The 25,423-nt window shown below is 65.0% G+C and carries 16 protein-coding genes and 2 pseudogenes; 3 read left to right on the top strand and 15 right to left on the bottom strand.

Features of this window, described 5'->3' with window-relative positions; all coding sequences use genetic code 11:
* Window positions 1-55 precede the first annotated feature (55 nt).
* A pseudogene (locus GCN78_RS21130) lies at window positions 56-1,048 on the top strand (zinc-dependent alcohol dehydrogenase family protein).
* Window positions 1,049-1,332: 284 nt separating this feature from the next.
* Here the strand turns inward: GCN78_RS21130 and GCN78_RS21125 are convergent.
* The 3 genes and pseudogenes from GCN78_RS21125 to GCN78_RS29780 all read right to left on the bottom strand — a co-directional run.
* A complete protein-coding gene (locus tag GCN78_RS21125; RefSeq protein ID WP_152253449.1) occupies window positions 1,333-2,760 on the bottom strand; it encodes a bifunctional enoyl-CoA hydratase/phosphate acetyltransferase in 1,428 nt (475 codons plus the stop codon).
* Window positions 2,757-3,539, bottom strand: a complete 783-nt coding sequence (gene fabI / locus GCN78_RS21120) for an enoyl-ACP reductase FabI (RefSeq protein ID WP_152253483.1) — start codon at window positions 3,537-3,539, stop codon at window positions 2,757-2,759. Before fabI ends, GCN78_RS21125 begins: the two co-directional genes overlap by 4 nt.
* Window positions 3,540-3,562: 23 nt before the next feature.
* Window positions 3,563-3,814: pseudogene (locus tag GCN78_RS29780) on the bottom strand (universal stress protein); the annotation flags it as partial.
* A 206-nt stretch (window positions 3,815-4,020) separates the two neighbouring features.
* On the opposite strand from GCN78_RS29780, the gene GCN78_RS21110 reads away from it, so the two are divergent.
* A complete protein-coding gene (locus GCN78_RS21110) occupies window positions 4,021-6,552 on the top strand; it encodes a cation-translocating P-type ATPase (protein WP_226939761.1) in 2,532 nt (843 codons plus the stop codon).
* Between the two features lie 16 nt (window positions 6,553-6,568).
* Here GCN78_RS21110 and GCN78_RS21105 read toward each other — a convergent pair whose 3' ends face one another.
* From GCN78_RS21105 to GCN78_RS21065, 9 genes are all read right to left on the bottom strand, one after another.
* Entirely contained in the window at window positions 6,569-7,201 is a 633-nt protein-coding gene (locus GCN78_RS21105) for a PEP-CTERM sorting domain-containing protein (protein ID WP_152253446.1), read from the bottom strand.
* A gap of 59 nt (window positions 7,202-7,260) precedes the next feature.
* Entirely contained in the window at window positions 7,261-8,586 is a 1,326-nt protein-coding gene (locus GCN78_RS21100; RefSeq protein ID WP_152253445.1) for a hypothetical protein, read from the bottom strand.
* A gap of 416 nt (window positions 8,587-9,002) precedes the next feature.
* Window positions 9,003-10,166: an MFS transporter gene (locus tag GCN78_RS21095; protein ID WP_152253444.1), complete on the bottom strand. Its 1,164-nt coding sequence runs from the start codon at window positions 10,164-10,166 to the stop codon at window positions 9,003-9,005.
* A 91-nt stretch (window positions 10,167-10,257) separates the two neighbouring features.
* Window positions 10,258-10,839: a violacein biosynthesis enzyme VioE gene (gene vioE, locus GCN78_RS21090; RefSeq protein WP_152253443.1), complete on the bottom strand. Its 582-nt coding sequence runs from the start codon at window positions 10,837-10,839 to the stop codon at window positions 10,258-10,260.
* Between the two features lie 9 nt (window positions 10,840-10,848).
* Complete coding sequence (locus GCN78_RS21085; protein ID WP_152253442.1) at window positions 10,849-11,967, bottom strand: FAD-dependent monooxygenase; 1,119 nt, start codon at window positions 11,965-11,967, stop codon at window positions 10,849-10,851.
* Complete coding sequence (locus GCN78_RS21080) at window positions 11,967-13,256, bottom strand: FAD-dependent oxidoreductase (protein ID WP_152253441.1); 1,290 nt, start codon at window positions 13,254-13,256, stop codon at window positions 11,967-11,969. The genes GCN78_RS21085 and GCN78_RS21080 overlap by 1 nt, the downstream gene beginning before the upstream one ends.
* 1 nt (window position 13,257) lies before the next feature.
* The gene (vioB, locus tag GCN78_RS21075; protein ID WP_152253440.1) at window positions 13,258-16,272 is read right to left on the bottom strand and encodes an iminophenyl-pyruvate dimer synthase VioB; all 3,015 of its coding nucleotides are present in this window, start codon (window positions 16,270-16,272) and stop codon (window positions 13,258-13,260) included.
* On the bottom strand, window positions 16,269-17,576 hold the full coding sequence (locus GCN78_RS21070) for an FAD-dependent oxidoreductase (RefSeq protein WP_152253439.1): 1,308 nt from the start codon (window positions 17,574-17,576) through the stop codon (window positions 16,269-16,271). Before GCN78_RS21070 ends, vioB begins: the two co-directional genes overlap by 4 nt.
* A 507-nt stretch (window positions 17,577-18,083) precedes the next feature.
* Window positions 18,084-20,237 carry a TonB-dependent receptor gene (locus GCN78_RS21065; protein WP_152253438.1) on the bottom strand — a complete coding sequence of 718 codons (2,154 nt, stop codon included), beginning with the start codon at window positions 20,235-20,237 and terminating at the stop codon, window positions 18,084-18,086.
* A gap of 364 nt (window positions 20,238-20,601) precedes the next feature.
* Between GCN78_RS21065 and GCN78_RS21060 the strand changes: the two genes are divergently transcribed.
* Entirely contained in the window at window positions 20,602-22,833 is a 2,232-nt protein-coding gene (locus tag GCN78_RS21060; RefSeq protein ID WP_152253437.1) for an NADP-dependent isocitrate dehydrogenase, read from the top strand.
* A gap of 96 nt (window positions 22,834-22,929) precedes the next feature.
* Here the strand turns inward: GCN78_RS21060 and GCN78_RS21055 are convergent, their stop codons facing one another.
* From GCN78_RS21055 to GCN78_RS21045, 3 genes are all read right to left on the bottom strand, one after another.
* Window positions 22,930-23,373 (bottom strand): DUF411 domain-containing protein, encoded by a 444-nt coding sequence (locus GCN78_RS21055; RefSeq protein WP_152253436.1) that lies wholly within the window; start codon window positions 23,371-23,373, stop codon window positions 22,930-22,932.
* 69 nt (window positions 23,374-23,442) lie between these two features.
* Window positions 23,443-23,823 carry a hypothetical protein gene (locus tag GCN78_RS21050; RefSeq protein ID WP_152253435.1) on the bottom strand — a complete coding sequence of 127 codons (381 nt, stop codon included), beginning with the start codon at window positions 23,821-23,823 and terminating at the stop codon, window positions 23,443-23,445.
* Between the two features lie 50 nt (window positions 23,824-23,873).
* Window positions 23,874-25,217, bottom strand: coding sequence for a sensor domain-containing protein (locus GCN78_RS21045; RefSeq protein ID WP_152253434.1), 1,344 nt, complete (start codon window positions 25,215-25,217; stop codon window positions 23,874-23,876).
* Window positions 25,218-25,423: the final 206 nt, after the last annotated feature.

Here is a 25,423-nt window from a genome sequence, read left to right as displayed (position 1 = left end):
CTTGCGCGGCGCCGGTAATGGCCATGGCGACGACTGGCAGCATGCTGGCGATGCAATGGCAGGGGCCAGGCCAGGCCAGGCATTGCGGCAGCAGCGTCTGCCCATTCCCGTGTGCGTCGCGGACGAGGTGCTGCTGCGCGTGCTGGCCTGTGGCTGTGCCGCACGGACTTGCACACCGTCGATGCGGAGTTGCCGCCGCATCGCCTGCCTGTGGTGCCGGGCCATGAAATCGTCGGCGAGCTGGTCCAGGCAGGCGCCCATGTCGACCGCTTCAAGGTGGGCCAGCGCGTGGGCGTGCCACGGCTGGGCGGCAGTTGCGGGCATTGCCGATAGTGCAGTGCGGCGCGCGAGAACCTGTGCGACCAGTCCGTGTTCACCGGCGATGACCGTGATGGGGGCCATGCGCAGTATGCGCTGTCCGATGCACGGTACTGCCTGGCCATGCCCGACCGCTATGACGCCGCGCATGCGGCGCCGCTGCTGTGCGCCGGTTTGATCGGCTACCGCGTGTACGTCCTGGCCGGCGCCTTGGCTTGTACGGCTTCGGCGCCGCGGCCCATTTGCTCGCGCAGGTTGTTCGCGCAGGTGGCACTGGCGCAAGGACGCGAAGTGTATGCGTTTACCCGCCCGGGCCGACCGACGTACGCAGCGCTTCGCGCGGTCGCTGGGTGTTGCCTGGGTTGGCGACAGCGACGCCGACGTGCCCGTGCCGCTCGATGCCGCCATCATCTTTGCGCAGCATGGCGCGCCCGTGCCGGCCGCGCTGGCGGCCTGCGCCAAGGGCGGGACTGTCGTCTGCGCCGGCATTCACATGTCGGCCATTCCCGCGTTTCCCTATGCGCTGCTGTGGCAGGAGCGCTGCCTGCGCTCGGTGGCTAAGCTGATTCGCGCCGACGGCGCAGGGTTCCTCGCCCTGGCCGCCCGCTTGCCCTTGCGGACGGTGGTGACGACGTTTCCGCTAGCCCAGGCAAACCGGGCCTTGGCGGCCGTGCGCGACGGCGCCATCGATGGCGCGGCCGTGCTGGTGCCGGTGCTGTTAAAATTATAAATTCGACATCGTTTTTGCGCACGACAACGATGCGGCTTCCGGCGACGGGCAGGGGCTTGCTGCGGCAAGCGGTGGGCATGGCGACGGCGTTTGCCGTGGCGTCAGGCGTGTGGGCTGATCGACAAGGCCGCCCTCATCCGCAACGCCATCGAGCGGGCGCATCGATCGTGCGCGACGCTGGCATCGACGGCTTGCCGTGCTGGCGCGGCCGGCTAGTCCGGCGCGGCAGGCGAGTGCGACCCTGCCGTCGTGAGCGCAGGTCAGTGTGCGGGGGACGCGCCGCTTCAGGCGGCCGCCAGGCGCCGGCCGCGCTGATGGTGGGCCAGCACCAGCGCCAGGGCCGCCGCCGCGATCCGCGCCTCCTTGCCGTCGCTGCCATGATTGAGGGCGATGGGGACCGCCGCGCCCGTCACCAGTCCGCAGCCGCACGCGCCAGCCAGGCATTCGAGCTGCCCCGCCAGCATGCTACCCGACTCCATGTCGGGCGCGATCAGGATATCGGCCTGGCCGGCCACCGGCTGCGACAGGCCATGGCGCCGTGCCGCGGCGGGCGCGATGGCGCTTGCCAGCGTCAGCGGACCGTCGAGCAGCGCGCCGTGAATTTGCTGGCGCTGCGCCATCTTGCACAGCGCCGCCGCATCGATGGTCGAGGCGAGCCTTGGCGTGACGGCGTCCTGGGCGGCAAGGATGGCCAGCCTGGGTTCTTCCATGCCCAGCGCATGCGCCAGTTCGATGGCGTTGCGGATGATGGCGGCCTTGTCGTCGAGGCCGGGCCGCACGTTCAGCACGGCATCGGACAGCAGCAGCGGCCTGTCGGACACCGGGGTGTCGAGGTGGTAGATATGCGACAGCAGGCGGCCCGTGCGCAGGGCGGTGCTGGCGGCCACCGCTTGCAGCAGTTCGTCCAGCGGCAAGCTGCCTTGCATCAGCAGCGCGACCTCGCCGGCGGCGGCCATGGCGCAGGCCCGTTCGGCCGCGGCGCTGCTATGCGCCACATCCACGATCTCGACACCGTCCAGCGAGCGCCCGCTTGCGGCGGCCACGGCAGCCAGGCGTGCCGCCGGCGCCACCAGTACCGGGATGATCAGGCCGCGCGCGGCGGCGTCGAGCCCACCTGCGAGGGCCATGCCGTCGCACGGATGGACGACGGCGCAGCGAAAGGGCGCCAGGCCGGCCGCGTGCGCCAGCAGGGCGGCAAAGCGCGCCGCGCTGTCGAACAGGTACAGTTGCGGCAGATGCGTGCGCGCCAGGCTGACGCGCGTCGCCGGGGCGATCACGCTGGCGACGCCATCAAGCACCAGGGCGCCCGTCTGGTTGCGTATGTCGCACTGCAGTTCGACGCGCCGTTTGTCGTCCTCTTTCGACAGCACGCAGGCGTGCACGCGCAAGGTGTCGCCGACGCGCACCGGCCGCAGGAAACGCAGCGTCTGTCCCAGGTAAATGGTGCCGGGGCCCGGCAGGCGCGTGCCCAGCAGGCGCGAAATGAGCGCCGCGCCCCACATGCCGTGCGCGATCACGCCATGGAAGCGTGTCGTTTCGGCGTAGGCCGGATCGAGGTGGGCCGGGTTGACGTCGCCGGAAATGGCGGCGAATGCCGCGATGTCGTCACGGCTCAGGGTGCGGTATTGCTCGGCAGTCTGTCCCACCCGCAGCTCCTCGTACGGGACGTTGACGAGGACGTCCGGCAGGTCCGATGGCGGCGTATCGCTCATGTGCCGCCCGCGATGGCATGGTAGCCGCCGTCGACATAAATGGTTTGTCCGCTCATGCCCGAGGCGCCATCGCCGGCCAGGAAGGCGGCCAGCTGGCCGATTTCCGCCAGCGTGACGAGGCGCCGCAGCGGGGCGTCACGCCGGTTGCGTTCCATCAGCGCGTCGAAATCCTTGAGGCCGGACGCGGCGCGGGTCGGCAAGGGACCGGGCGACAGCGCATGCACGCGGATGTTGCGTGGCCCCAGCTCGCAGGCCAGGTAGCGCACCAGCGATTCGAGCGCCGCCTTCACGGGGCCCATGATGCCGTATTGGGGCATGGCTTCCTCCGCGCCCAGGTAGCTCATGGTCAGCAGGCTGCCCCCATCGGGCATGTGCGCCTCGCATAGCCGGGCCAGCCGCGCGAACGAATGACAGGAAATATCCATGGCGCGCAGGAATCCGTCCACGCCGCTGTCGGTGACGCGGCCGTGCAGGTCGGCCAGGGGCGCCCAGGCGATCGAATGGATGACGAAATCGAGTCCGCCCAGTTGCGCCACCGCGCCGTGCACCAGCCTTTCCAGCGCGCCTTCCTGCTGCACGTCGCAGGTGAGCAGGGGAATATTCAAGCCCGTGGCGGCAGGCGCGGCGTAGGGCAGGGCGCGCTCATCGGCACACGACAGCACCAGCCTGGCGCCCAACGCCTGCGTACAGCAAGCGCAGCCATACGCGATGCTGTGCGCGTTGGCCAGGCCGAGGATCAGGCCGCGTTTGCCCAGCAGTGAAAATGGCGTGCCGGGCATGCTGCTCATGGCGTGCGCGTCGCCTAGTGCGACATCAGGACCGGCAAGGTCATCGAGCGCAGCAGGGTGCGCGTGACGCCGCCCAGCAGGATTTCATTCCAGCGCGCATGGCCATAGGCGCCCATGACGAACAGGTCGGCCTGCAGGTTCGCCGCCAGGGACAGCAGCGCCTCGCCTACCGGCAAGTCGGGCGGCGTGGTTTGCCGCAGGACTTCCACCTGGATGCCGTGGCGCGCCAGGTACAGTGCGATGTCGGCGCCTGGCTGGGCGCCATGGACGCCATATTCGCGCTCGCGGCACTGCGGCGCGCCGTCCACGTGAACAACGATGGTCTTGTACATGGCCCGCTCCTTTCGGATGACTGACTGCCAGCGTAGCAAAGCGCCGTCGCCCTGCGTGTGATCTACATCATGTGCGCGGCGATCGGCGGCAGAAAGCATGGGGCCGCGGATCTCGTGCCGAGCCCGTTGCCGCGGCAACCATGCTAGTCTTGCGCCTGCCGTATGTCCCGATGTCTTCATGCCCGACACAGGAAGATGACTATGCCGCCGAGGCGGCGGCCCGCCTTGCCGCCGATGGACCGAACGAGCTGCCCGCCGCGCCCCCGCTGGCGCGCTGGCGCCTGCTGGCCGATATTCTGCGCGAACCGATGTTTTTGCTGCTGCTGGCGTGCGGCGCCATCTATCTGCTGCTGGGCGACCGCCAGGAAGCCCTCATGCTGCTGGGATTCGTGGTGCTGGTCATCGGCATCAGCTATGTTCAGCGGCAGCGCACCGAACGCTCGCTGTGCGCCTTGCGCGACCTGTCCAGTCCGCGCGCCCTGGTGATCCGCGATGGCCGCCAGACGCGCATCGCCGGGCGCGAGCTGGTGCGCGGCGACCTGGTGCTGCTGGCCGAAGGCGACCGCGTGCCGGCCGATATCGCCCTGCTGACGGCGTCGAACCTGATGGCCGATGAATCGATGCTGACGGGCGAGTCGGTGCCGGTCATGAAGCTGCCGCCCGGCTGCGTGTACGCGGGCACCCTGATCACGCAGGGCACGGCCAGCGGCAGCGTGACGGCGACGGGCGCGCACAGCGCGCTGGGGCGCATCGGCGCCTCGCTGGCGGCGCTGGGCGGGGAACTGACGCCGATCCAGCAGGAAACGCGGCGCGTCGTGCGCGGCGTGGCCATCGGCGCGCTGACCCTGGCGGCCGCGCTCGGCATCGCCTACTGGTGGCTGCACGGCGACGCCCTGCGCGGCTTGCTGGTCGGGCTGACCCTGGCCATGGCCCTGCTGCCGGAAGAGCTGCCGGTGATCCTGACGCTGTTCCTGGGGCTGGGCGCCTGGCGCCTGGGACGCGAACAGGTGCTGGCCCGCAGCATTCCGGCCATCGAATTGCTGGGGGCGACGACGGTGTTGTGCGTCGACAAGACAGGCACCCTGACCAGCAACCGTATGCAGCTGCGCCGCCTGTGGTCGGAAGAGGCGGCCTACGCGTGCGGCCAGGCGCCGGAGCCGCCCCTGCCGGAAGAACTGCACGGTTTGCTCGAATACGCGGTGCTGGCCAGCCACCGGCAAGCGTTCGACCCCATGGAGGCGGCCATCGGCGCGGCCGGCGCCCGCTTGCTGGCAAATACGGAACACCTGCATGCGGACTGGGCGCTGATCGACGATTACCCGCTGTCGCGCCAGATGCTGGCCATGTCGCGCGTGTGGCGCTCGCCCAGCCGGCAAGACTACGTGATCGCCGCCAAGGGCGCGCCGGAAGCCATCATGGACCTGTGCCACCTGGCGCCGGCGCATGGCGCGCGCATCGCGGCGCAGGTGGCGGCCCTGGCCGACAGCGGCATGCGCGTGATCGGCGTCGCCTGCGCCACTTTCGCCGCGCCGCCCCTGCCGTCGGACCAGCATGCTTTTGCTTTCGTCTTCCTCGGCCTGCTGGCGCTGGAAGACCCCGTGCGGCCCGACGTGCCGGCGGCCGTGGCGCAGTGCCGTGACGCCGGCATGCGCGTGGTGATGATCACGGGCGACCATCCCGCCACAGCCCTGTCGATCGCGCACCAGGCGGGCATCGCCACGGACGGCGTGCCGCTCACGGGCGACGAGCTCGATGGCATGGACGACGCCGCGCTGCAGGCCCGCCTGGCCGGGGCGCGCGTATGCTGCCGCATCGCGCCGGCGCAAAAGCTGCGCCTGGTGCAAGCCTTGCGGGCGCGCGGCGACATCGTCGCCATGACGGGCGACGGCGTCAACGATGCGCCCGCCCTGAAAGCGGCGCACATCGGCGTGGCCATGGGGGCGCGCGGCACGGACGTGGCGCGCGAGGCGGCCGCGCTGGTCTTGCTCAAGGATGATTTTTCATCGCTGCTCACTGCCGTCCGCCACGGCCGCCGCCTGTTCGCCAACCTGCGCAAGGCCATCGTCTTCATCGTCGCCGTACACGTGCCGATCGCCGGCCTGTCGATCCTGCCTGTGCTGCTGGGCTGGCCGCTGCTGCTGTTGCCGGTGCACATTTTGTTTCTGCAACTGATCATCGATCCCACCTGCTCCATCGTCTTCGAGGCCGAACCGATGGAGGCGGGCGCCATGCGCCAGCCACCGCGACAGCCGCGGCAGCGCCTGTTCGACGGCGCCATCGTGCTGCGCGGCTTGCTGCAGGGCGCCGGCCTGCTGGCCATGTTGCTGGCCCTGTTCTGGCATGCGCGGCTGTCGGGCCAGTCCGACGAGGCGGCGCGCGCCGCCGTGTTCATCGCCCTGACCCTCTCCAACCTGGCCCTGATCCATGCCAACCGCCACGCGGCGGGCCGGGACGGGGAGGTGCCGGGCGGCAAGAACCCGTATGTGGGCTGGAGCGCCGCCGCGGCCGTGTCGCTGCTGCTGGTGGTGCTGGGCGTGCCAGGGCTGCGGCGGCTGTTTGCCTTTGCCATTCCCGCGACAGGGCCGTTGCTGCTGTGCGGCCTGGTGGCGGCGGCGACCCTGGCGTGGTGCGCCTTGCTGCGGCGAGCCCGCTGGCCCGCTGGCGCCCGCTGACGCGCGGCGTACACGCTCAGCCGCACCCGGGCAGCCGGCCGGGCTTGCGCCGTTGCCAGGCCAGCGCCGCCATGCCCAGGCCCAGCAACGCCAGCGTGCCCGGTTCCGGCACCTGTAATATCAGCACGGGCGTCTGGTCCAGCGCCACCGGAATCAGATTGCCTCCCGCATCGGCCAGCAGGATGTCATCGGCGAACAAAATGGTGTTAGCCGGCGCCGGTCCGGGCGGTATCATCACGTGGAAGGCCAGCGTGGCGAGCCGGAAGCCATCGCCTTGCAGCTGACCCAGGGTCAGGCCGTCGAGCAGCGACACTTCGTCTAGGCGCAACAGGCCAGGCGTGCTGGCGTCGGCGAACGCCAGGGCTTCGGCGCCGCCAGCCGTCTGGCCCAGCGCCGTGCCCCAGCCCGAGGTGCCTGGCAGATAGAACAGCAGATCCGGGTCGTAATACAGGTCCAGGTGGAACACGCCCAGCTCCGTGTTCAGGCCGCCAGACCCCAGGCCGGCGATGTTCAGGTCGACGAGCAGCAGGCCGCCCGGTGCGATATGGGCGCCGCCGCGCGGCACCAGGGACATTTGCAGGGCCTGGGCCAGTGGCGCCCAGCTCAGGCACGCCAGCCAGAACATGGCTAAAAAACAAAATTTCTTCATGATCACTCTCCTGGAAAATGAGCAAGCCGTTCGTGCACGGCCCGCATGGCGATGCCTGTCTACTTGCAAAGGGGGTGGCTGCATCTGGCCACCAGTTTGCGCACATCGAGCGCCGTGATCCGGCCGTCACGGTCGAGGTCGCGCGGATCGTTCGGGCCCGATGCCAGGGTGTTTAGGCTCAATAGCAAGATGTTCAGGTCATCGCGGTCGATCGCGTTATCGTTATTCAAGTCGCCCGGCGCGGCGCTGACGCTGGTGTAGGTGACGCTCAGTTCCGAGTAATCGACCATGGTGTCGTCCGCCGCCAGCACGTCCACGCGCTGGTCGCTTGCCAGCATGGGCAAGAGGTTGCGCACCTCGTCGGGCTGCCCCGTCACCGGATCGGCGAGAAAACTGCGCAGCGGGGTCTTGGCCAGATTCCAGATCAGGTCATAGGTGGCGCCCGCTTGCGGCGGAAAGCCCAGCAGGTCCTGCAGGGCGATCACCGTGCTCGATTGTCCGTCGTCGGAGACGTTGCTCTGGTTAAACAGGATGAGGTCGTTGTCGACGATGTCGCCCGTCATCCTGATATGCAATTTGACTCTGGCCGAGGTGATGGTGGCGCCTTCCGGCACGCTGATGCCATGTGTCAGTCCCACCGACTGGTTCACTGCGGGCTGGTCGAGGTCGATGGCGGGCGCCGCCACGAGATTGCGTTGCATGTCGAGTACGTGCTGTGACTTGGGGGGCGTGTCGGCCTCGTCGCCGGCATGGAAGTCATCGTCGTCGCCGACCAGGCTGATCTGGGCGGGCGCCCGCGGCACCAGCACGTCTTCCACCGGGTGATTGAAATTGTAGCTGTCAAAAAATACCCAGTGATATAGTGCGTCTCTATTGATCGCGACGATGTCGATCTGATTGTCTCCGAGCCGCAATGCCGGCGTCAGGTCGACCAAGATGGGGGTCTGCAGGGCGTTGGGCAACAAATGGTCATGCTGGTTATAGCTGGCTATCTGCTTGCCGTTGACTATCAAGACCATGTTGCCGACCGCCGCCATCAGCGCGACGACTTGCGGCTTCACGCCATTTTCCGGCTCCAGGTGGAAGTGGTGGCGGAAGTACGCAGAGCCTGGCGGGCTGCTGGCTTCGGGTACGCCAGGACCGGGCCAGCACCACATCAGGTCGGCATGTATCCCCAGCGGATTGATGAAGGGATTCGGCATCGTGAACGGATAGGGGTAGGGCCCATAGGCGGGGATCCAGCCGTCGGTGCCATTGCAACTGGCCAGCCAGCCGCTGCCGGCGCCGCTCAGGAGCTCGGTCCTGGGCTTGGCGGCGTCAGCGGTGTGCGCCACCATCAGCAAGCTGGCGGCGGCCAGCATGACGCGTCGTACGAAGATATTCATGATGTCCCCTCTTGAAGTGCTGCGACTGAAGGCGAAACGCAATCGCAGGCAGGTCATGCCTGCAGCACGTGTCAGAGCAAGAAGAGGGCCATCACGCGCAAGTTCTTGATTCATATCGAAGATGATTGTGGGAAAGCGGCTGCTACAGTGACGGCTGTCAAATCCTTCGACAGACCAGCTAAGTACTGATCCGCTGAGGGTATTTTTGAGGGCATCCGTTACTGCATGGTTTGGAATGCACTGAAAAATCAAGCTGGCCAGCAGGCCTTCGATACAGTCCGTACCGCCATGGGCATCGAACACCGCCTGGCACCGCCCCGGCACCCGCAAACGAATGGCATGGTCGAACAATGCAACGGTCAGGCGTGCAGATGACAGCAGCGGGCGGTTGGCAATGCCAGCCGCGCCGCCAGCCGTTAATGCGACAGAACCGAATCGCGCGACCTGTGCCCGAGGTAAGGCAGCAAGCTGATGAGGCCGAGCACGGCCAGCGCGACACCGACCCACAGCGGGGAGCGCAGGCCGTAGCCGGCGGCGATGCCGAGGCCGCCTAACCATGATCCGGCGCCCAGGCCGATGTTGATGACGGAAGTGTGCACCGTGTTGACCAGCGGCCCCGGGTGGGCGGTCTTCATCACGCGGGCGATGATGGCGGGATTCATCGACATCCCGACCAGGCCCGTGACGACCAGCAAGGCGACGCTGAAGGTCTTGTCGTGCGCAAAGACGGCGAACAGCGCCAGGCTGATACTGAGGATGACCATGCCCCAGACCATGATGACGGTGGTGTAGCGGTCCGCGTAGCGGCCGACCACGGCATTACCCACCACGTTGGCGACGCCGTAGACGCCCAGCAGCCAGGGGATTGAAGATGCTGGAAAACCGGTAATTTCCGTCAGGATGGCCGCGAAATAGCTGAACGCCGCGAAAATCGCTCCGATGATGAGGCCGCTGCTGGCGTACGCCGCCCACAGGTGGCGGTTGCGGAATTCCCCCAGTTCATTGCCGAGGCTGACGACTTCGGATGGTTTTGCGCGCGGCACCAGCACGGTGATGAGCGCCAGGCACAATAGCGCCAGCAGCACCACCAGCCAGAAGCTGGCGCGCCATCCCAGGTGCTGGTCGATGAGCGTGGCGACCGGCACGCCCACCACGGAAGCGAGCATGAGGCCGCCGATCACGACGGCGGCGGCGCGTCCGCGCGCGTTGGGCGCGACGATGTCGGCACAGATCGCCAGGGACAGGCCAAAGCAGGTGGCGGCGGCCACGCCCGTGACCACCCGCGCGATGGCCAGGATGTCATAGCTGGTGGCGGACGCGGCGACGGATTGGGCAAGGACATACAGGCACAGCAGCCACAGCAATCCCTTCTTGTTCGGCACGCGCAGCTTGAGCAGGACGATGGTGCTCAGCGGACCGCCGATGACCATGCCCATGGCGTAGAGCGAGATCAGATAGCCGATCCGCGTCACCGGTTCGTCCATGGCCAGGGCCAGCGACGGCATCATGCCCGCCACCATGAATTCGGATGTCGTCAACGAAAAGATCGTCAACCCCAGAATGTAGACAACCAGCGGCATAGCAATATCCTTCGAAAGTAATCACCAAAACACTCGCCAGGCGTGGCGCGCGCCCCGGCCGCAAGCGGCCCTTGCGCGCGCCACGCCCCGCTCAGGTGTTGCAAGACGTAAAGACGCTGTCGGGAATGTCGCCGACAAACAGGTTGGGGAAGTCGCGTACCGAAAGGTGCTGCGGGTCGTTGCCCGTGATCATGCGCAGCAGGCGGTTGCCGCCGGCCTCCAGGTAAAAGACCGATGACGGCTTGCCCGCCCGCTCGACCACCCAGGCGTCCGCTTCCCGGCCCAGCACGGTGTGGCGGCCATCGTGACGGGCGCCGCCGTCCGGCAGCACCGCCTGCGGCAGGAACAGCTGATGGACCGGGGTCACCTCATCGGCCAGCGCCGTGCCCTGCAGCTGCTCGCCAGCCGCCTCCGCTTGCCTTGCGTAGGCCACTTTCTGCTTGCGGCTTTGCTCGCGCCTGGCGTCGCCGATTTCCGACATCCACAGCAGGTGTCCATGTTCCTTTTCCGTCCAGGGATTGAACAGGCCATCGATGCGGCAGATGTTGCGCGCATAATCGAACCAGCAATAGCCGGACGTGACCTGGTCGTCCTCCTGCATCGGCGTCCAGTAGGAAATATAGGCGCTGCTCCATTGTATCGGCAGCAGCGGCGGGGCGGGGTGTGTCGGCATGGCAGCTCCCTAGCGGCCCAGCGCGTAGCCAAGGCTGGCCATCAGCGCTTCTTGTAGCGACGGCAAGTCCTTGCGGCGGGCGTCGAAGCTGGCGGTCAGCTCTGCGTTGCTCAGCCCGATACGCTCGCCCACGCTTTCAAACCACAGGCGGCTGCTGTTGGCGTGGTCCTTGAACAATTGCATCAAGGGCATGGCGCGGGCATTGAAACCGTCCAGGGCTGCGGCCGTGCCGGTTTCGGTATGGAGGATTTTCACCAGCAGCAGGGCCGCCACCACCGCCATGGTGGTGCCGTGGCCGATGGAAAAATGCCCCGATTGCAGCGCATCGCCCAGCAGGACGAACTTGCCGTCGCCGGCCCGCTCGTGGCTGAGGGTCATGAAGTTGCGCCAGCCCTGGCCTGGTTGACTCTGCAGCCCGTGCTCGCCGAGTTCGGCTTTGAACGTCCTGGCGATATACGCGGCGGCATCGCGCTCGGAAAGCGCTTCCAGCCCGGCCTTGGCATACGTTTCTTCGCTGCATTCGACGATGAAGGTGCTCATCGTGTCCGAATATTTGTAGGCATGGCCAATGAAAATGCCTTGTTCATTGCTGCGGAACACCAGGTTCATTTGGTCGAACAGTTGGGTGGTGCCGTACCAGATGTATTTGTTGCGGCCGAAATCGATGTGCGGCGTCAACGCTGGCGGCAAGTCCAGCGATTTGTAATTGACGCCATTCGAGACCACCACCAGGTCGTACCCGGCTTCCAGCTGCGCCTTATCGGCTGGCGGCGTTTCGTAGCGGATGGCGATGCCGGCCGCCACGCATTTGGCGCGCAGGGCTTGCACCAGGGCCTGGCGTCCGACGCCGCACAGGGTAACGCCCGTGCTCATCAGGTTGGGCTGCTCGTGATGCACGAGCTTGAATTCTTCCAGGAACTGCGGATTGAGCCGTTCCGGCTGCTCCAGGTAAGAGAGCGGATTGGCCGGATGGCGCGGCGGCCGTCCCGGCAGCACCACACCCCAGCCCAGCACTTCCTCCGGGGTGTTTTTTTCCGTAATGCTGATATTCCAGCCGGGCTGGGCCTGTTTCATCTGGCTGGCGAAGAGCAGGCCTGCGGGGCCTGCGCCGATGACGAGAATGTTCATTAATTTACCCTTCCAAGTTTGTACCAAACGTTTTGTTTCTTCTGGATTTGCTGCAACTCATCGTAGGGAACCGATGTGAAGTACAGTTTCTCCGCCATGTCCGGCGGATAAACACGGGGGAATTTCTTGTGCATGTAGCGCGTGTAGCGCGTCTGCAGGAAGAAAATCAGATTCGGATTGCTCAGCGCTTCATAGTTGGCGATCGCCATGTCCTGCATGGCGTCCGCCTGCACCTTGCGCTGCTGCGTGAACTCGGACAGGGCAGGGCCCAGGGCATTGCCGTGCTTTTCCAGCAGGGAAACGAAGACGTGGACGTCTTCCAGCGCCATGTTCATGCCTTGTCCGAGGAACGGGGCGGTGGCATGCGCCGCATCGCCGATCAGCAGGATATTGGCCTTGTAGTGGAAGGTGCTGGAGCGGACATTGATGAGGTCGTTGCTGGGCAGTACCATGAACTGGTCCAGCATCTCCTTGCGGCGCTCCGGCGGCAGGCTGCCGAAGTAGCGGCTGAAGAAGTCGGCCATGGCTTCGCGGTTGAGCGTGCCCAGGCTGGGCGTGCCGGTGTAGGGCAGGCACAGGGCAAAGCTGATGCTGCCGTCCGGGATGGTGGCGGCGCGGCCGGCAAACAGGCCCTTGGAATCCATGCCGAAAAAATACAGCAAATCCTTGCGGAAACCGAGATCTGCCGCGTCCGGCAACACCAGCGTCTTGTAGCCGTGGCGGAAGTAGCTCTGCTTGAACTCGAAACGGCGCATGCCGCTTTGCATGGCGCGCCGCACGGCCGAGTGGGCGCCGTCGGCGCCAATCACCAGGTCGCCATATAGTTGCTGCACGGCGCCGTCCGAACCCTGGACCAGCACGATCTTTCTTTCCAGGTCGACATCCAGGCATTTGTGCTCAAAGTAATACTTCACCTCGTGCAGGGCGGCATGCCGGTTCAGCAGGCGCTGGAAGGCCGTGCGGTCCAGCGACAGGGGAAACAGGCCTTCGAGCGAGGTCAGCTCGCGTATCCGGTGCCGCCCGCCCACGCTGAAGGCCATGCCGACGATGGGTTCGCCGCACTGGTCGAGCTCCTGTTTGCTGATGCCAGCGCCCAGGACGGCCTTGATGCCGCGCACCGTCATGCTCACGCCGATGGCGCGCGAATTGACCGGGTCGGCGTTGGCGGCATGCTCCAGCAGCGGATCGCCGCGTTTTTCGATCACGTGGACATCGTGCCCCCGTTGCGCCAGATAAATGGCGCTGAGGCTACCTGCCAGGCCGCCGCCGACGATAATGATTTTATGCATTTCAGGCCTCTCTTGACATCTTTCCCCGAGATAAATCGGTAAGTTGCTGATTAAAAAACTCCAACATTTCTATCGGCGCCATGCCGATGACATCGCTCTCCAGGCCGCGCGCGTACTGCGCCAGCGCCTGGCATTTCTGCGCCAGCATGTCGCAGCCCAGGCTGTAGTCGCCGCTGACCTGGCTGTCGACCGGTTCGGGCACGGGCGGTCCCGCGTGGCGGCCGGGCACGCCCGATGGCATGTTCATCAGGGCCGCCGACAGGGGACGCAACAGGCCGGTCATGATATCGATGGAGGCGTTCATCAGGCGCGAGCGGCGCAGGCTGCCCAGCGGCCGCTGCGCGAAATGGTGCGCCATCAGCAGGAAGGTCAGCTCGTAGCAGCCTTGATACAGCTGCATCAGCGCGCGCGCCGTTTGATCCGTCACCAGGCTGCAGTCCGCCCGCGCTGTCAGCACCGGATTCTTCAGCGCTGGCAGCGCCGGCTCGAAAGGCTTGCCGCAGGCCGAAAACTTGCCGGCGACGGTGCGCAGCCGCTGGAAGTGCGAAGAGGCGAAATGCGGCGAATCGACGGCCACGCCTTCGCCCTGCTCGGTGACGAAGTCGATGGCGAACAGCGCGCTGTCGCGGTCGGACACTTCCAGCTGGTAGCCGGGATAGGCGCGGTTGGTCAGTTCTTTCAGGAACAAATGATGTTCGCCGCCGCGCTTGCCGCCGCCGCTCTCGAACAGGCCGGGCAGCTCGGCTACGGCCTGGCGGATCGCGATATAGAAGGTGGCGATGGACTTGCCTGGCGTGGGAAGGTAGTCGGGCCATTCGAAACGCACGAAACGGGCCAGCACGTGCTCGGAAAATGGCTCGAATGCAAATTCCGTGTCCAGGCCGAAACGCTGGCGCGCTTGCTGGCCCAGCACCGGGGCGCCTCTATGGAACGGTTCGCCGAGCGCCATCAGCACATTGTTGACTAATAAATAGTGAATCATTTCTTCGTGGGCGATTTCCAGCAACATGCCGCGCGTGCCGCTGTTGCGGCGCCGGTCTTCGGCGCCGCAGGCCAGCTCCAGCTCGGCCGGCAGCCAGCGGCCCGCCTGCACCAGCGCCGCCCCTTGCGCATAATTGGGAATGGAATACGCGGCATACAGGTATTGCAGCATGAGCGACAGCTCCAGGTCGATGACCTTTTTCAGCTCGCCGATCAGTTCCGCCTTGCTGCCGATGGCGTGCGGCGTGGCCGGTGCCGGCACCGCCGCCCTGGCCTTTGCCTCGATCTGCGTCAGGTATTTCAGGAACAGGCGCGATTTCGGCAGCGACAGTTCGCGCGTGCTGGGCATGTAGTAGCTCTTGTCGCGGTTTTGCGGATCGCACATCTGCCACATCAGGCGCGCATACGTTTCGCATTTGCACTGGTCCGCCAGGCTGAAGACCTTGTCCGACATGAAGGGATACACGAGCTCGTAGTAACTCATCACATGCCGGTAGAGGAAGGCGTAGTCGACCCGTTCCGCCGGCACGTCGTCGAGGTCCCAGTCGTCGGGCAGCACGCGCACGCCGAGGTATTGTTTGTCCTTGCCAGCCCCCAGCACGATGCGGGTCGCGCCCGGCCGGCGTCCCGTCAGGGTCAGTGCCGTGTAGCCGTGCCCGAGCGGCGACGGCTGCCGCTCCACGGTCAGCAGGGCGCCGTCCTCGGCCTGTGCTTGCAGGGCCTCCGGCGCCGCCAGCGCGCCGCGAAAGCGGCTTTGCACGGTGATCGTCTGCGGGAATGCCGCGTGCTTGCTCGCGTTCGGCGCTTCCAGGTACAGATGGTTGCTGTCCGATTGCAGTACCCAGTCGGCCTCGTCCCACTGCGCCTGCGCGCTGCCCAGGCTGAGCGAACCTGCGGTGGGGGCATGTTGCAGCGGCACGTCGAAGACGCCGTGATGGCGCCAGTAATCGCGGTATAGCGGTTCCGGAATGCGGGCCAGCACGGTGCCGGCGCCGTCATGCAGCAGCAGGTCGCCGAGCGCCTGCTTGCCGCCCAGGGCATGCGTGGGATGCTGTTCCGACACGGCGCCCGCGTCGCGCGTGGTGAAGGGGATGGCGGTCGGCATGTTGAACGCAACGCGGTCCGCATGCAGTTGCACCAGCACCGGTCCCAGGCCGCCCTGGCGCGGCTGCAGCAGGCGGCCGGCCGGATAGGTGGCCAGCTCGTCGCGCCGCCACAGGCCGATGCTGCCGGCCAGGTCGTAGAACACGGGGGAATCGGGTTTTGGCGGCGTCGACATATTGAACAGGGCATACTGCACCGTCAGGCCCAGCACCTCGTCGTCGTCCAGGGCTTGCTGCAAGGCATGCATGCTGGCCGGCAGCGGCAGGTCTGGATTGAACAGGAAATGCGGGTCTTGCTTGGACACGGAGAACTGGAACAGCCTGGAGCGGCCGATTTCCTCATCGAGGAAATGCCCGTCGCGTTCCTTGATGTGGCCGCTACCGAGCCAGCGCACCGAGTGCGCCTGCGCGATGTCGGCGGTAAACAGCGTGGGCGTGTTGGGCGTGGCCAGCTTGTCGCTCAAGGTGAACTGGCCGGCGTAGATCAGCGTGGTGTCCGGCTGGGCCGGGTTGTTGTCGATCCACCTGGCGCGGTTGAAGGTCGTGCGCAGGTACTCGTTGTAGTGGCCCCACAGGCCCAGCTTGGCGCCCACCAGCGGGTCTTGCGTATCGACCTCGCCATGGCGCAGCTGGACGCCCGTGATCCTCGCGTTTTCCCACGAAAAATGATTATTGCCGCAAAAATTGTGGCCTGCCGCCAGGCTGAAGATGCCGTCCGGATCGGGTTTGCCCGCTGCATTGAAGCGGGGAGCAAGCTGTTTCAGGTATGCATGGAACTCAGCCGGCGGCCTGCTCAGGTCGACAGGCTCGCCCGCCATCGATACCGTATTCGTGGCGATATCGATGTTGCCGTGCGTATTGCGATTCCCCGTCGGCACATTGGCGCGGGCAAAACCCCGAAAATGCAGGCGGGGGAAGTCAAGTAGGCTCATGCGCGCTCGGTCGAGGAAGTGATGAAGGTATCGTTGGCGGCGACGACGTCGTCCCGTTGATCTAGCCGCTGCAGCAACAGGCCGCTGGCGTGCTGGGCACTGATCAGGCTGCCTTCCATCCAGCCGCAATGCGCGGTATAGGCATCCGAGCAGGAGATGATGCCGTCCCGGTGCAGCAGGACGGCCGGGTGCTCGGCTTCCGGCTCCACGCAAAACTCGACGCCATGCGGCCAGAATTTGTGGAAGTGCGCCTTGATCGGCGGCAGCGGCTGGCCATCGAGCGGCAGGACGTCTTCCAGGTGGCGGCGGACGCGTTGCAGATACACGCCTTCACCGAGTTCCAGGCTGTCGCGCCAGTAGGTGGCGCTTTTGCTGTCGGTGTAGAACAGCACATACTTGTCGCTCTTGAAGTAGATCTTGCGCAGGGGATTGGCCGCCATCAGCACCTTGTCGGTCAGCCCCAGCGCCTCCCACCAGGCCGTGTCGAACGTGAGGAATCCCTTGAACAGGGGCAGCGAGTCGTACTGGAACGGACTCCAGGCGTTCGGGAAATCCAGGTTCAGGCGCGGCATGGCGGACGGCGGGATGGCCATCACCAGGTGGCGCGTGCGGTGCATCTGCGTGTCGCCCAGGTGGCTGAAGGCGAGCACATGGTCGGCGCCGGATTTTTCAACGGACAGCAAGCGGTGTTCGAGGCGGAATTCCACCCCGGCGGCCTGGGCCTGGTACTGCAACTGGCACAGCAACGCGTGGTAGCCGTCGGTGGCATAGCGCCACTGGTTGGCGGCGTTTTCCGTAAAGTGCTGCGTTTCCGGGTGTTTCTTGATGATGTCGTAGGCCATGGCCGCCGACACCATCGGCAGCAGCAGGGCGTCATAGCCGGTCGCCTTGATGATGTGGGTGGCCTTGGCGGCGCCCAGGTAATGGCTGACGAACTCGAGGAAGGAGTCGTTCGGATGCTCCTTGAGCATCGGGCTCAGGCCATGCAGCGTTGCCTTCAGCTCTTCCAGCACGCTGTCGTGGGAAATGACCTCGGTGAACGGGTAGACGGCATGCGGCAGTCCGCTGCCCTGCATCAACTGCTGGAAATGCGGATGCAGCTGCGGCGAGTAGCGGGCGGCGCCGAGTTCGGCGATTTCCTCGCCGTCTATCCTTCGCGACTGGATGCGGCCGCCGACGGTGGGATTCAGGTCGAAGACCCGGATGCGCAGCTGCCTGCTGGCGGCGGCATCGATCAGGCGGGTGGCGCAAGTCAGGCCGCCTATGCCGGCGCCTACGATGCAAATGTCAGAATACGTGCTCATACGAAATTCCTTTTTAACGTTCATTAATCAAAAAGTTGCAAAATCGCTAGCAAAAGTTTCCCCTGCACGTGTAGGCAAGGGAGGTGGGGACGCTGGGTGTTACCGCACTTGGCGAGCGCTATCGGCTGGGGAATGAAGAGCCTGGCGAGAACTGGCGTTGTTTCTGGAATGGTCGATTCTTGGCTGCAGAGTTTCTGTTTCAAATCAAAGATGGCACCGACAGTAGCCCAGGCCTCGGGCGGTCAATTTGACAAATATCAATGTAGTTGTCGTTCGGCGTTGCGTCCTTGTCGACGCGGCGAGGCAGGCGCGATGGCGGTGGCAGTGTGCCTGGCAGTGGCGGGGAGGTAGGAAATGCGCTGCGGTGCGGCTTATCGCGCCGCTGGGCGAGTGTCGCCGTTTGCCGATGGCGCCAGGACCGGCGGTGGGTCCTGGCGCCATTGACGGTGGCTTGGTCTGCTTGTTGCTATTGCTTCTTGCTATTTTTACTGTTTCCGACTGTGCCCGTCAGAAATCCACGGCGGCCGACAGTTGCACGCTGCGGGGCGCCGATTGCGAGACCGTGCCATACGAAGCCACGCCGGCCCAGTAATGGCGGTCGAACGCGTTCATCAGGCCGGCGCGCAAGGTCGTCGCCTTGCCGGCGATGGCAGTGCGGTAGCGCAAGCCCAGGTCCACCTTGGTCCATGACGGCACCGACTGCAGATTCGCCTGGTCGACATACTGCTTGCCGGTGTAGCTGACGGCGCCCGTGGCCGTCAGGCCGGGCCAGAACGGCACATCCCATTCGCCCCCCAGGTTGGCCATGGCCGTGGGCACGCCCACGGGGCGCTTGCCCATGGTGGCGGCGTTGTTGGTCTTCACCAGGCGGCCGTCGAGCAAGGTGATGCCGGCCAGCAGGCGCACGGCCTTGCTGGCGGCGCCTGACAGGTTCAGCTCCAGGCCGCGGTTGCGCTGCTCGCTGTCCATGCTGTAGACCTTGCCGTACAGCTGGCCGCTCGGTTTGCTCACCTGGAACACGGCCGCGGTTGCCAGCACCACGCCGAAATCGGCCTTCGTGCCCACTTCATACTGCTTGCTCTTGTAGGGCGCGAACACCTGGCCCGCGTTGTCGGCGATGTTCGGCGCGATATCGCCCTTGCTCAGGCCCTCGATATAGTTCGCGTACAGCGACACGTGGCGCAATGGCTTGACGACGATGCCGGCCAGCGGCGTCAGGGCGCGCTGCTTGTAGTGCGTGGTCAGCGCGCCCGTCGTCGCATGGTAGTTTTTCGCTTCGACCAGCTGGCGGCGCACGCCCAGAGTCAGCTGCACGCGCTGGTCCAGCATGTCCAGCGTGTCGGCCACGGCCAGGCTGGACAGCGTGGAGGCGGACAGCTTCGGCGCGCGGGCCGGCGCGGCAATGCCGGGGTCGGCCACGGCGACAGGGTGGTAGATATTCGAGGCGATCAGCTTGCCGGAATTGCTGACGCTGCCAAATTCGTCCCGGTAGACATTGCCCATCACGACCAGCGCATGCTCGACGCCGCCCGTGCGAAAGCGCGGGCGCACGCCCGTGTCCGCGCTGGCGCGGCGCACGCGGAATTTCCAGTGCATGGGCGTGACCGTCATGTCGCCGGCCGCGCTGGTGATGGTCGGCGTCTGGTCCGAATAGCGCGACACGTCGGAGCGCGTGCCGCCCGCGTCGGCAAAGACGGTGACGTTATCGTTCAGGTCGTACTCAATCTTGCCCAGGGTGGCCAGGTCGTTCGATTTCCACCAGCCCCAGGATTGGGCGATGTTGCGGCGGCCGTCGGGCGCTGCCGGCACGGGCAGGCGCGCGGCCACGAGGAAGGGGCGCGTGGGCGCGTCGATCCACTGGTATTGCTCGATCAGGTCGAGCGAAGCGCGCAGCCGCTGTCCCTGGTAATCGAGGGCGATGGCCGCCACTTCCGCGCGCGACGTCTGGTGGTCGAGCGGCGTGTTGCCCTGGCGGTGCAAGCCGTTGAAGCGCACGCCGAAACGCCGGTCCTCGCCGAAGCGGCGGCTGACGTCGATGGCCGCGCCAGCTTGCGAGCCCGCGCCGTAATCGACGCTCAAGCGCGTCAGGTCGCGCGGCAAGGAGCGTTTTGGCACGGCGTTGACGACGCCGCCCACGCCGCCGTTCGGCGACATGCCGTACAGCAGAGCGGCCGGCCCTTTGAGCACTTCCACGCTCTGCAGATACTCCGTAAATAAATGGTAGTTGGGCGAGACGCCATACACGCCGTCAAACGCCACTTCGCTCAGATTGCCCTCGTTGAGGGGAAAGCCGCGGATGAAGAAGGAATCCGTGACGCCGCCGATCTGGCCCGTGAAGCGCGTGGACGGATCGCCGCCCAGCACCTCGGCCAGGGTCAGCGCCTGCTGGTCCAGCATCCGCTGGCTGGTGTAGCTGTTGACGCTGAACGGCGTGTCGAGCAAGTCCTTTTCGCCCAGCATGCCGGCGCGCGCGCTCTTGGCGATTTGTCCGCCGGCGTCCGCTTCGGCTTGTCCGTTGACCAGCACGGTGGCGAGCGGGGCGGACGCTTCGGTTGTCGCCTGGGCGATCGCCTGCGGCGTCACGCTGGCGACGAGCAGGCCGGCGAGGATCAGCCGGGTGGTGAGGTGGGGGTGGGCGAGTCGGGAATGTGGAATGGGCATCAGGGGCAAGCGTATGAAGTTGATAGGGAGGAATTGCACTCAGGATATTATAAATGAGAATCATTACGATTTATAATGATTAAATATCCATTGCCGCCACGGTCGCGTACATGCCGCGCGCATGGCTGGAGGGCATTTCAGCACGGAAAATGGCCATCCTGGGCCTTCAACTCAGGATATTTGCTGTCTTATATAAGATTCGTCGCCATCGGATACACAAACAGCGGCAGGACAGTCTAAAATACGCGGTGGGCAAGCACGGCGTCACCGCCGGCACACTAGCCGTCCAAAGCAAGGCTAACCGTCCTGTGTTTGGAATGAAGAAAGTTAACCACCAGGCATCACCGCATACAAGGGAATGAACATGGCAACACAAAAATCCAAAATCATCTACACGCTGACTGACGAGGCGCCGCTGCTCGCGACGTATTCCCTGCTGCCAATTATCAAAAAATTCACCGCGCCGGCTGGCGTGGACGTGGTCGCCAGCGATATTTCGGTGGCGTCGCGTGTACTGGCTGAATTTCCTGAATTCCTGACGGACGCGCAAAAAGTCCCGAACACCCTGGCTGAACTGGGCAAATTGACCCAGAATCCGGACACCAACATCATCAAGCTGCCCAACATCAGCGCTTCGCAAGGCCAGTTGATCGCCTGCGTGCGCGAATTGCAAGGCCGTGGCTACAAGCTGCCGGATTACCCGGAAGATGCGAAGACGGACGAAGAGAAGGCCTTGAAGGCCCGCTACGGCAAGTGCATCGGCAGCTCGGTCAACCCGGTCCTGCGCGAAGGCAATTCCGACCGCCGCGCACCGAAAGCCGTCAAAGAGTATGCGCGCAAGCACCCGCATTCGATGGGCGAGTGGAGCCAGGCGTCGCAAACCCACGTGTCGCACATGCACCATGGCGACTTCTACCATGGCGAAAAATCGCTGACGCTGGAAAAGGCGCGCGACGTCAAGATGGAACTGGTCACGGCCTCGGGCAAGACCATCGTGCTGAAACCGAAGGTATCGCTGCAAGCGGGCGAAATCATCGACAGCATGTTCATGAGCAAGAAAGCGCTGCTGGAGTTCTACGAGAAGGAAATCGACGACGCCTTCAAGACGGGCGTGATGTTCTCGCTGCACGTCAAGGCCACCATGATGAAGGTGTCGCACCCGATCGTCTTCGGTCACTGCGTGCGCATCTTCTACAAGGACGCGTTCGCCAAGCACGCCGAATTGTTCGACAAGCTGGGCGTGAATGTCAACAATGGCATGAGCAACCTGTACGACAAGATCGACACCCTGCCAGCGTCGCAAAAGGATGAAATCCTCAAGGACCTGCACGCCTGCCACGCCAACCGTCCGGAACTGGCCATGGTCGATTCGGCCAAGGGCATCACCAACTTCCATTCGCCGAACGACATCATCGTCGACGCGTCGATGCCAGCCATGATCCGCATCGGCGGCAAGATGTGGGGCGCCGATGGCCGTCCGAAGGACGTCAAGGCCGTGATGCCGGAATCGACTTTCGCGCGCATCTACCAGGAAATGATTGGCTTTTGCAAATGGCATGGCAACTTCGATCCGAAGACCATGGGCACCGTGCCGAACGTGGGCCTGATGGCGCAGCAAGCGGAAGAATATGGTTCGCACGACAAGACGTTTGAAGTGCCGGAAGGCGGCATCGCCAACATCACCGACCTGGAAACGGGCGAAGTGCTGCTGACGCAAACGGTGGAAGAGGGCGACATCTGGCGCATGTGCCAGGTCAAGGACGCGCCGATCCGCGACTGGGTCAAGCTGGCCGTCACGCGCGCGCGCAACTCGGGCATGCCTGCCGTGTTCTGGCTCGATTCCTACCGTCCGCACGAGAACGAAGTCATCAAGAAGGTACAGGTTTACCTGAAGGAGCACGACACCAAGGGCCTGGATATCCAGATCATGTCGCAGACGCGCGCCATGCGTTACACCCTGGAACGCGCCTTCCGCGGCCTGGACACCATCTCGGTGACCGGCAACATCCTGCGCGACTACCTGACCGATCTGTTCCCGATCCTGGAACTGGGCACGTCCGCCAAGATGCTGTCGATCGTGCCATTGATGGCCGGTGGCGGCATGTACGAAACGGGCGCCGGCGGTTCGGCACCGAAGCACGTCAAGCAGCTGGTGGAAGAAAACCATCTGCGCTGGGATTCGCTGGGCGAGTTCCTGGCACTGGCCGTGTCGCTGGAAGACATGGGCATCAAGACGGGCAATGCGAAGGCCAAAATCCTCGCGAAAACCCTGGATGAAGCCACCGGCAAGCTGCTGGACAACAACAAGTCGCCATCGCCACGCACGGGCGAGCTGGACAACCGCGGCAGCCATTTCTACCTGGCCATGTACTGGGCACAAGCCCTGGCGGCACAGAAGGATGACGCGGAACTGGCGGCGCACTTCGCGCCAGTGGCCAAGGCCCTGGCCGAGAACGAAGAAAAGATCGTTGCCGAGCTGAAAGCAGTACAAGGCAAGGAAACGGATATCGGCGGCTACTACCTGCCAGATCCGGCGAAGACGGAAGCGGTCATGCGTCCTAGCGCCAGCCTGAATGCCGTGCTCGACAGCATCTGATGTAAGCTTGATCGGCAGCGGGCTTTTAGCGCTGCCTGATTAAAAAAAAACGCCGCCGGAAGCGATTCCGGCGGCGTTTTTCATTTCCGTTCAGGTTTACTTGTAGTGCTTGTAGACCTCGGTGCCGCCATTGTTTTTGACCAGCAAGACGTCATACGCATCCTTGCGCGGTCCTTCCATGCCTGGCGAGCCCATCGGCATTGCCGGCACGGCCAGGCCTTTCGCCTTGGGTTTCTCGCGCAGCAGTTGCTTGATCTCGCTGGCCGGTACATGGCCTTCGATGGCGTAGCCGTTGACGAGGCCCGTATGGCAGGAACCGAGCGCGTCGGGAATGCCGGCCAGCTTGCGGTATTGCGCCGGCATCTCGACGTTTTTCGCGCGCACCGTGAAGCCGTTCGCTTCCAGGTGCTTGATCCAGTCGGAGCAGCAGCCGCACGAGGCGCTCTTGTAGACTTCAATGACGGGCAGGGCCGCCATGGCGAATGTGGGCAAGCCCAGCATGGCGGCGAAGGCGCCGCGCAGTAAGACGTGTTTGATCATGGTGTTGCTTTCAGACGGAATAGGGCTATGGTGGCCACCTTGGTGGCTTGCTTGGGACGAGCTTGGAATTTATGCGGAAAGCGGTCGCGGCGGCCGGCGCGGGCCGTCGGGAATGAAGCCCGTCAGCATGGTGGCCGTGGCGATGGCGACTTGCTGCGCGCCGGTGCAGGCGGCGGCAGGCAGGGCGGGGCAGGGCGCCATCAGCGTGCCCAGGCAACAGCTGGAACAGGCGCCGCATGCGGCGTGCTTGGCAGGAGGCTTCGTGTTTTCTTCTGGCGTGTCGGCGTTGTGCGGAACGGCAGCGGACTGCGCGGCCTGATGCTGGCAGGCCGCCGCCACTGCGACGGCAGGCGACGCGGCGCACGTCCGCATGGCGCCCGCGGCCGCCGCTTGCAGCGGCACCGCCACGATCAGCAGCAGGATCAGCCATGTTTTGAAGAGTCTTAGCATCGCGCAAAAGTATAGCATGGGGGCACTGTCGCCAGGAGGGCAGGCGCCCGCTAGCGCGAGGCGGTGGCCAGCATTTTTGAGGCGTACATGGCCCGGTCCGCATGGCGCAGCAGCAGTTGCATGCTATCGCCATCTTCCGGGTAGTGGGCCACGCCGATGCTGACGGCGATCTGCAATGACTGCCCGTCGCCCAGGTGCAGCGGCGCGGCCAGGGCCGCGTGGATCTTTTGCTCGATCAGCTTGACGTCCGCCGGCGTGACATTGCTTTCCAGAAGCACGACGAATTCATCGCCGCCCATCCTGGCCAGGGTGTCGGTTTCGCGCATGCAATCGCGCAGGCGGCTCGCCACCGTTTGCAGCAGCAGGTCGCCGCAGGCATGGCCGTGCTCGTCGTTGACCCGCTTGAAGTTGTTCAAGTCCAGGAACAGCAGCGACAGCCGGCCTTCCTGGCGGTGCGCGCGCGCGAACGCCGTGTGCAGGCGGTCGTGGAACAGGCGGCGGTTCGGCAGGCGTGTCAGCTCATCGTGCATGGCCATGAACTGCATTTGCGTCTGCAACTGCCGGCGCTCGATGGCGGTGGCAAGTTGCTTGGCAACGAACTGCAGCAAATCCAGGTCTTGCTCCGTGCCGATGACGGCAGCCTGCTCGCCTTGCAAGGCCAGCACGCCGATGCTGCCCAGCGAGGAATACAGCGGCACGCCCAGCCAGCACGAGGACAGGGCGCCGGCCGCCGTTTGCAGCGCCGCCGGCAGGCCGGCCAGTTGTCCCGCCTGCAGTAGCAGGGGACGGCCGCTGCGCAGGACTTCGTCGCACAGCAGGCTGGCCAGGGACGAGGTCGGCTGTGGCGCGCTGTCGTCCGCGTGGCAGGTGATGGGCGGCTGGATGCCGTGTTCGTCATGCAGCAGCAAGGTCAGGCTGTGCGTCGGCAAGTGTTCGCCGATGATGTGCTGGATGCAATGCAGCAAGGCGGGCAAGTCCTGCGTCGCCTGCATGGCTTCGGAAATGGCGTACAGCGCAGCCTGCTTTGCCTGCGCCTGTTTCAGCAAGGTGATGTCGCGCGCCACCGCCACGCGCAACTGGTCGGCGGCGGACCAGCGGGCCGACCACATGATGTGCGCCAGGCTGCCATCCTTGCGCACGTAGCGGTTTTCAAAGTGCGTCTGCGCATGGCCATCCATGATGGCGCGCGCGGCGGCCAGGGTGCGGGCGCGGTCGGCCGGGGCGACCATGTCGAGCATCTGCTTGCCGACCATTTCCTGCTGCGTGTAGCCGAAGATGCGTTCGCAGGCGGCGCTGACGAAGACGAAGCGTCCGTCCACGTCGACCATGCACACGGCGTCGAGCAACAAGTCGGTAAAGCTGGCCAGCGGGGCGCGCAGAATCTTATGTTCCATGGTGGCATTTTAATGGACATTCCCGGCAGTGATTCAACTTGTTGGGGTCGGCAAGGCCGGCGGCATGAAAATGTTTCATTTACCCGACGCTCATGCTTTGCCGTTTCTTGCCGTTAATGCAGTATTGCCATGCAGTACTTGCCACCACGCTAGATAACGTGACGCAAGGTTTGCCTGGCGCCAGGTGATTGCAAAAAAATTAACCA

Source organism: Janthinobacterium rivuli, assembly GCF_009208735.1.
Lineage (GTDB): Bacteria > Pseudomonadota > Gammaproteobacteria > Burkholderiales > Burkholderiaceae_D > Janthinobacterium.
Note: the sequence above shows the minus strand (reverse complement) of the source record. Positions and strands in the feature narration are given on the sequence as shown.

Bases quoted from the DNA above. Each gene is read 5' to 3' on its own strand.
- GCN78_RS21095 (WP_152253444.1), bottom strand. From the start codon at position 10,166: ATGCCGCTGGTTGTCTACATTCTGGGGTTGACGATCTTTTCGTTGACG.
- fabI (WP_152253483.1), bottom strand. From the start codon at position 3,539: ATGCCCGGCACGCCATTTTCACTGCTGGGCAAACGCGGCCTGATCCTC.
- GCN78_RS21125 (WP_152253449.1), bottom strand. From the start codon at position 2,760: ATGAGCGATACGCCGCCATCGGACCTGCCGGACGTCCTCGTCAACGTC.
- GCN78_RS21085 (WP_152253442.1), bottom strand. From the start codon at position 11,967: ATGAACATTCTCGTCATCGGCGCAGGCCCCGCAGGCCTGCTCTTCGCC.
- GCN78_RS21105 (WP_152253446.1), bottom strand. From the start codon at position 7,201: ATGAAGAAATTTTGTTTTTTAGCCATGTTCTGGCTGGCGTGCCTGAGC.
- GCN78_RS21060 (WP_152253437.1), top strand. From the start codon at position 20,602: ATGGCAACACAAAAATCCAAAATCATCTACACGCTGACTGACGAGGCG.
- GCN78_RS21110 (WP_226939761.1), top strand. From the start codon at position 4,021: ATGCTAGTCTTGCGCCTGCCGTATGTCCCGATGTCTTCATGCCCGACA.
- GCN78_RS21080 (WP_152253441.1), bottom strand. From the start codon at position 13,256: ATGCATAAAATCATTATCGTCGGCGGCGGCCTGGCAGGTAGCCTCAGC.
- GCN78_RS21070 (WP_152253439.1), bottom strand. From the start codon at position 17,576: ATGAGCACGTATTCTGACATTTGCATCGTAGGCGCCGGCATAGGCGGC.
- GCN78_RS21050 (WP_152253435.1), bottom strand. From the start codon at position 23,823: ATGCTAAGACTCTTCAAAACATGGCTGATCCTGCTGCTGATCGTGGCG.
- GCN78_RS21100 (WP_152253445.1), bottom strand. From the start codon at position 8,586: ATGAATATCTTCGTACGACGCGTCATGCTGGCCGCCGCCAGCTTGCTG.
- GCN78_RS21055 (WP_152253436.1), bottom strand. From the start codon at position 23,373: ATGATCAAACACGTCTTACTGCGCGGCGCCTTCGCCGCCATGCTGGGC.
- vioB (WP_152253440.1), bottom strand. From the start codon at position 16,272: ATGAGCCTACTTGACTTCCCCCGCCTGCATTTTCGGGGTTTTGCCCGC.
- vioE (WP_152253443.1), bottom strand. From the start codon at position 10,839: ATGCCGACACACCCCGCCCCGCCGCTGCTGCCGATACAATGGAGCAGC.
- GCN78_RS21065 (WP_152253438.1), bottom strand. From the start codon at position 20,237: ATGCCCATTCCACATTCCCGACTCGCCCACCCCCACCTCACCACCCGG.
- GCN78_RS21045 (WP_152253434.1), bottom strand. From the start codon at position 25,217: ATGGAACATAAGATTCTGCGCGCCCCGCTGGCCAGCTTTACCGACTTG.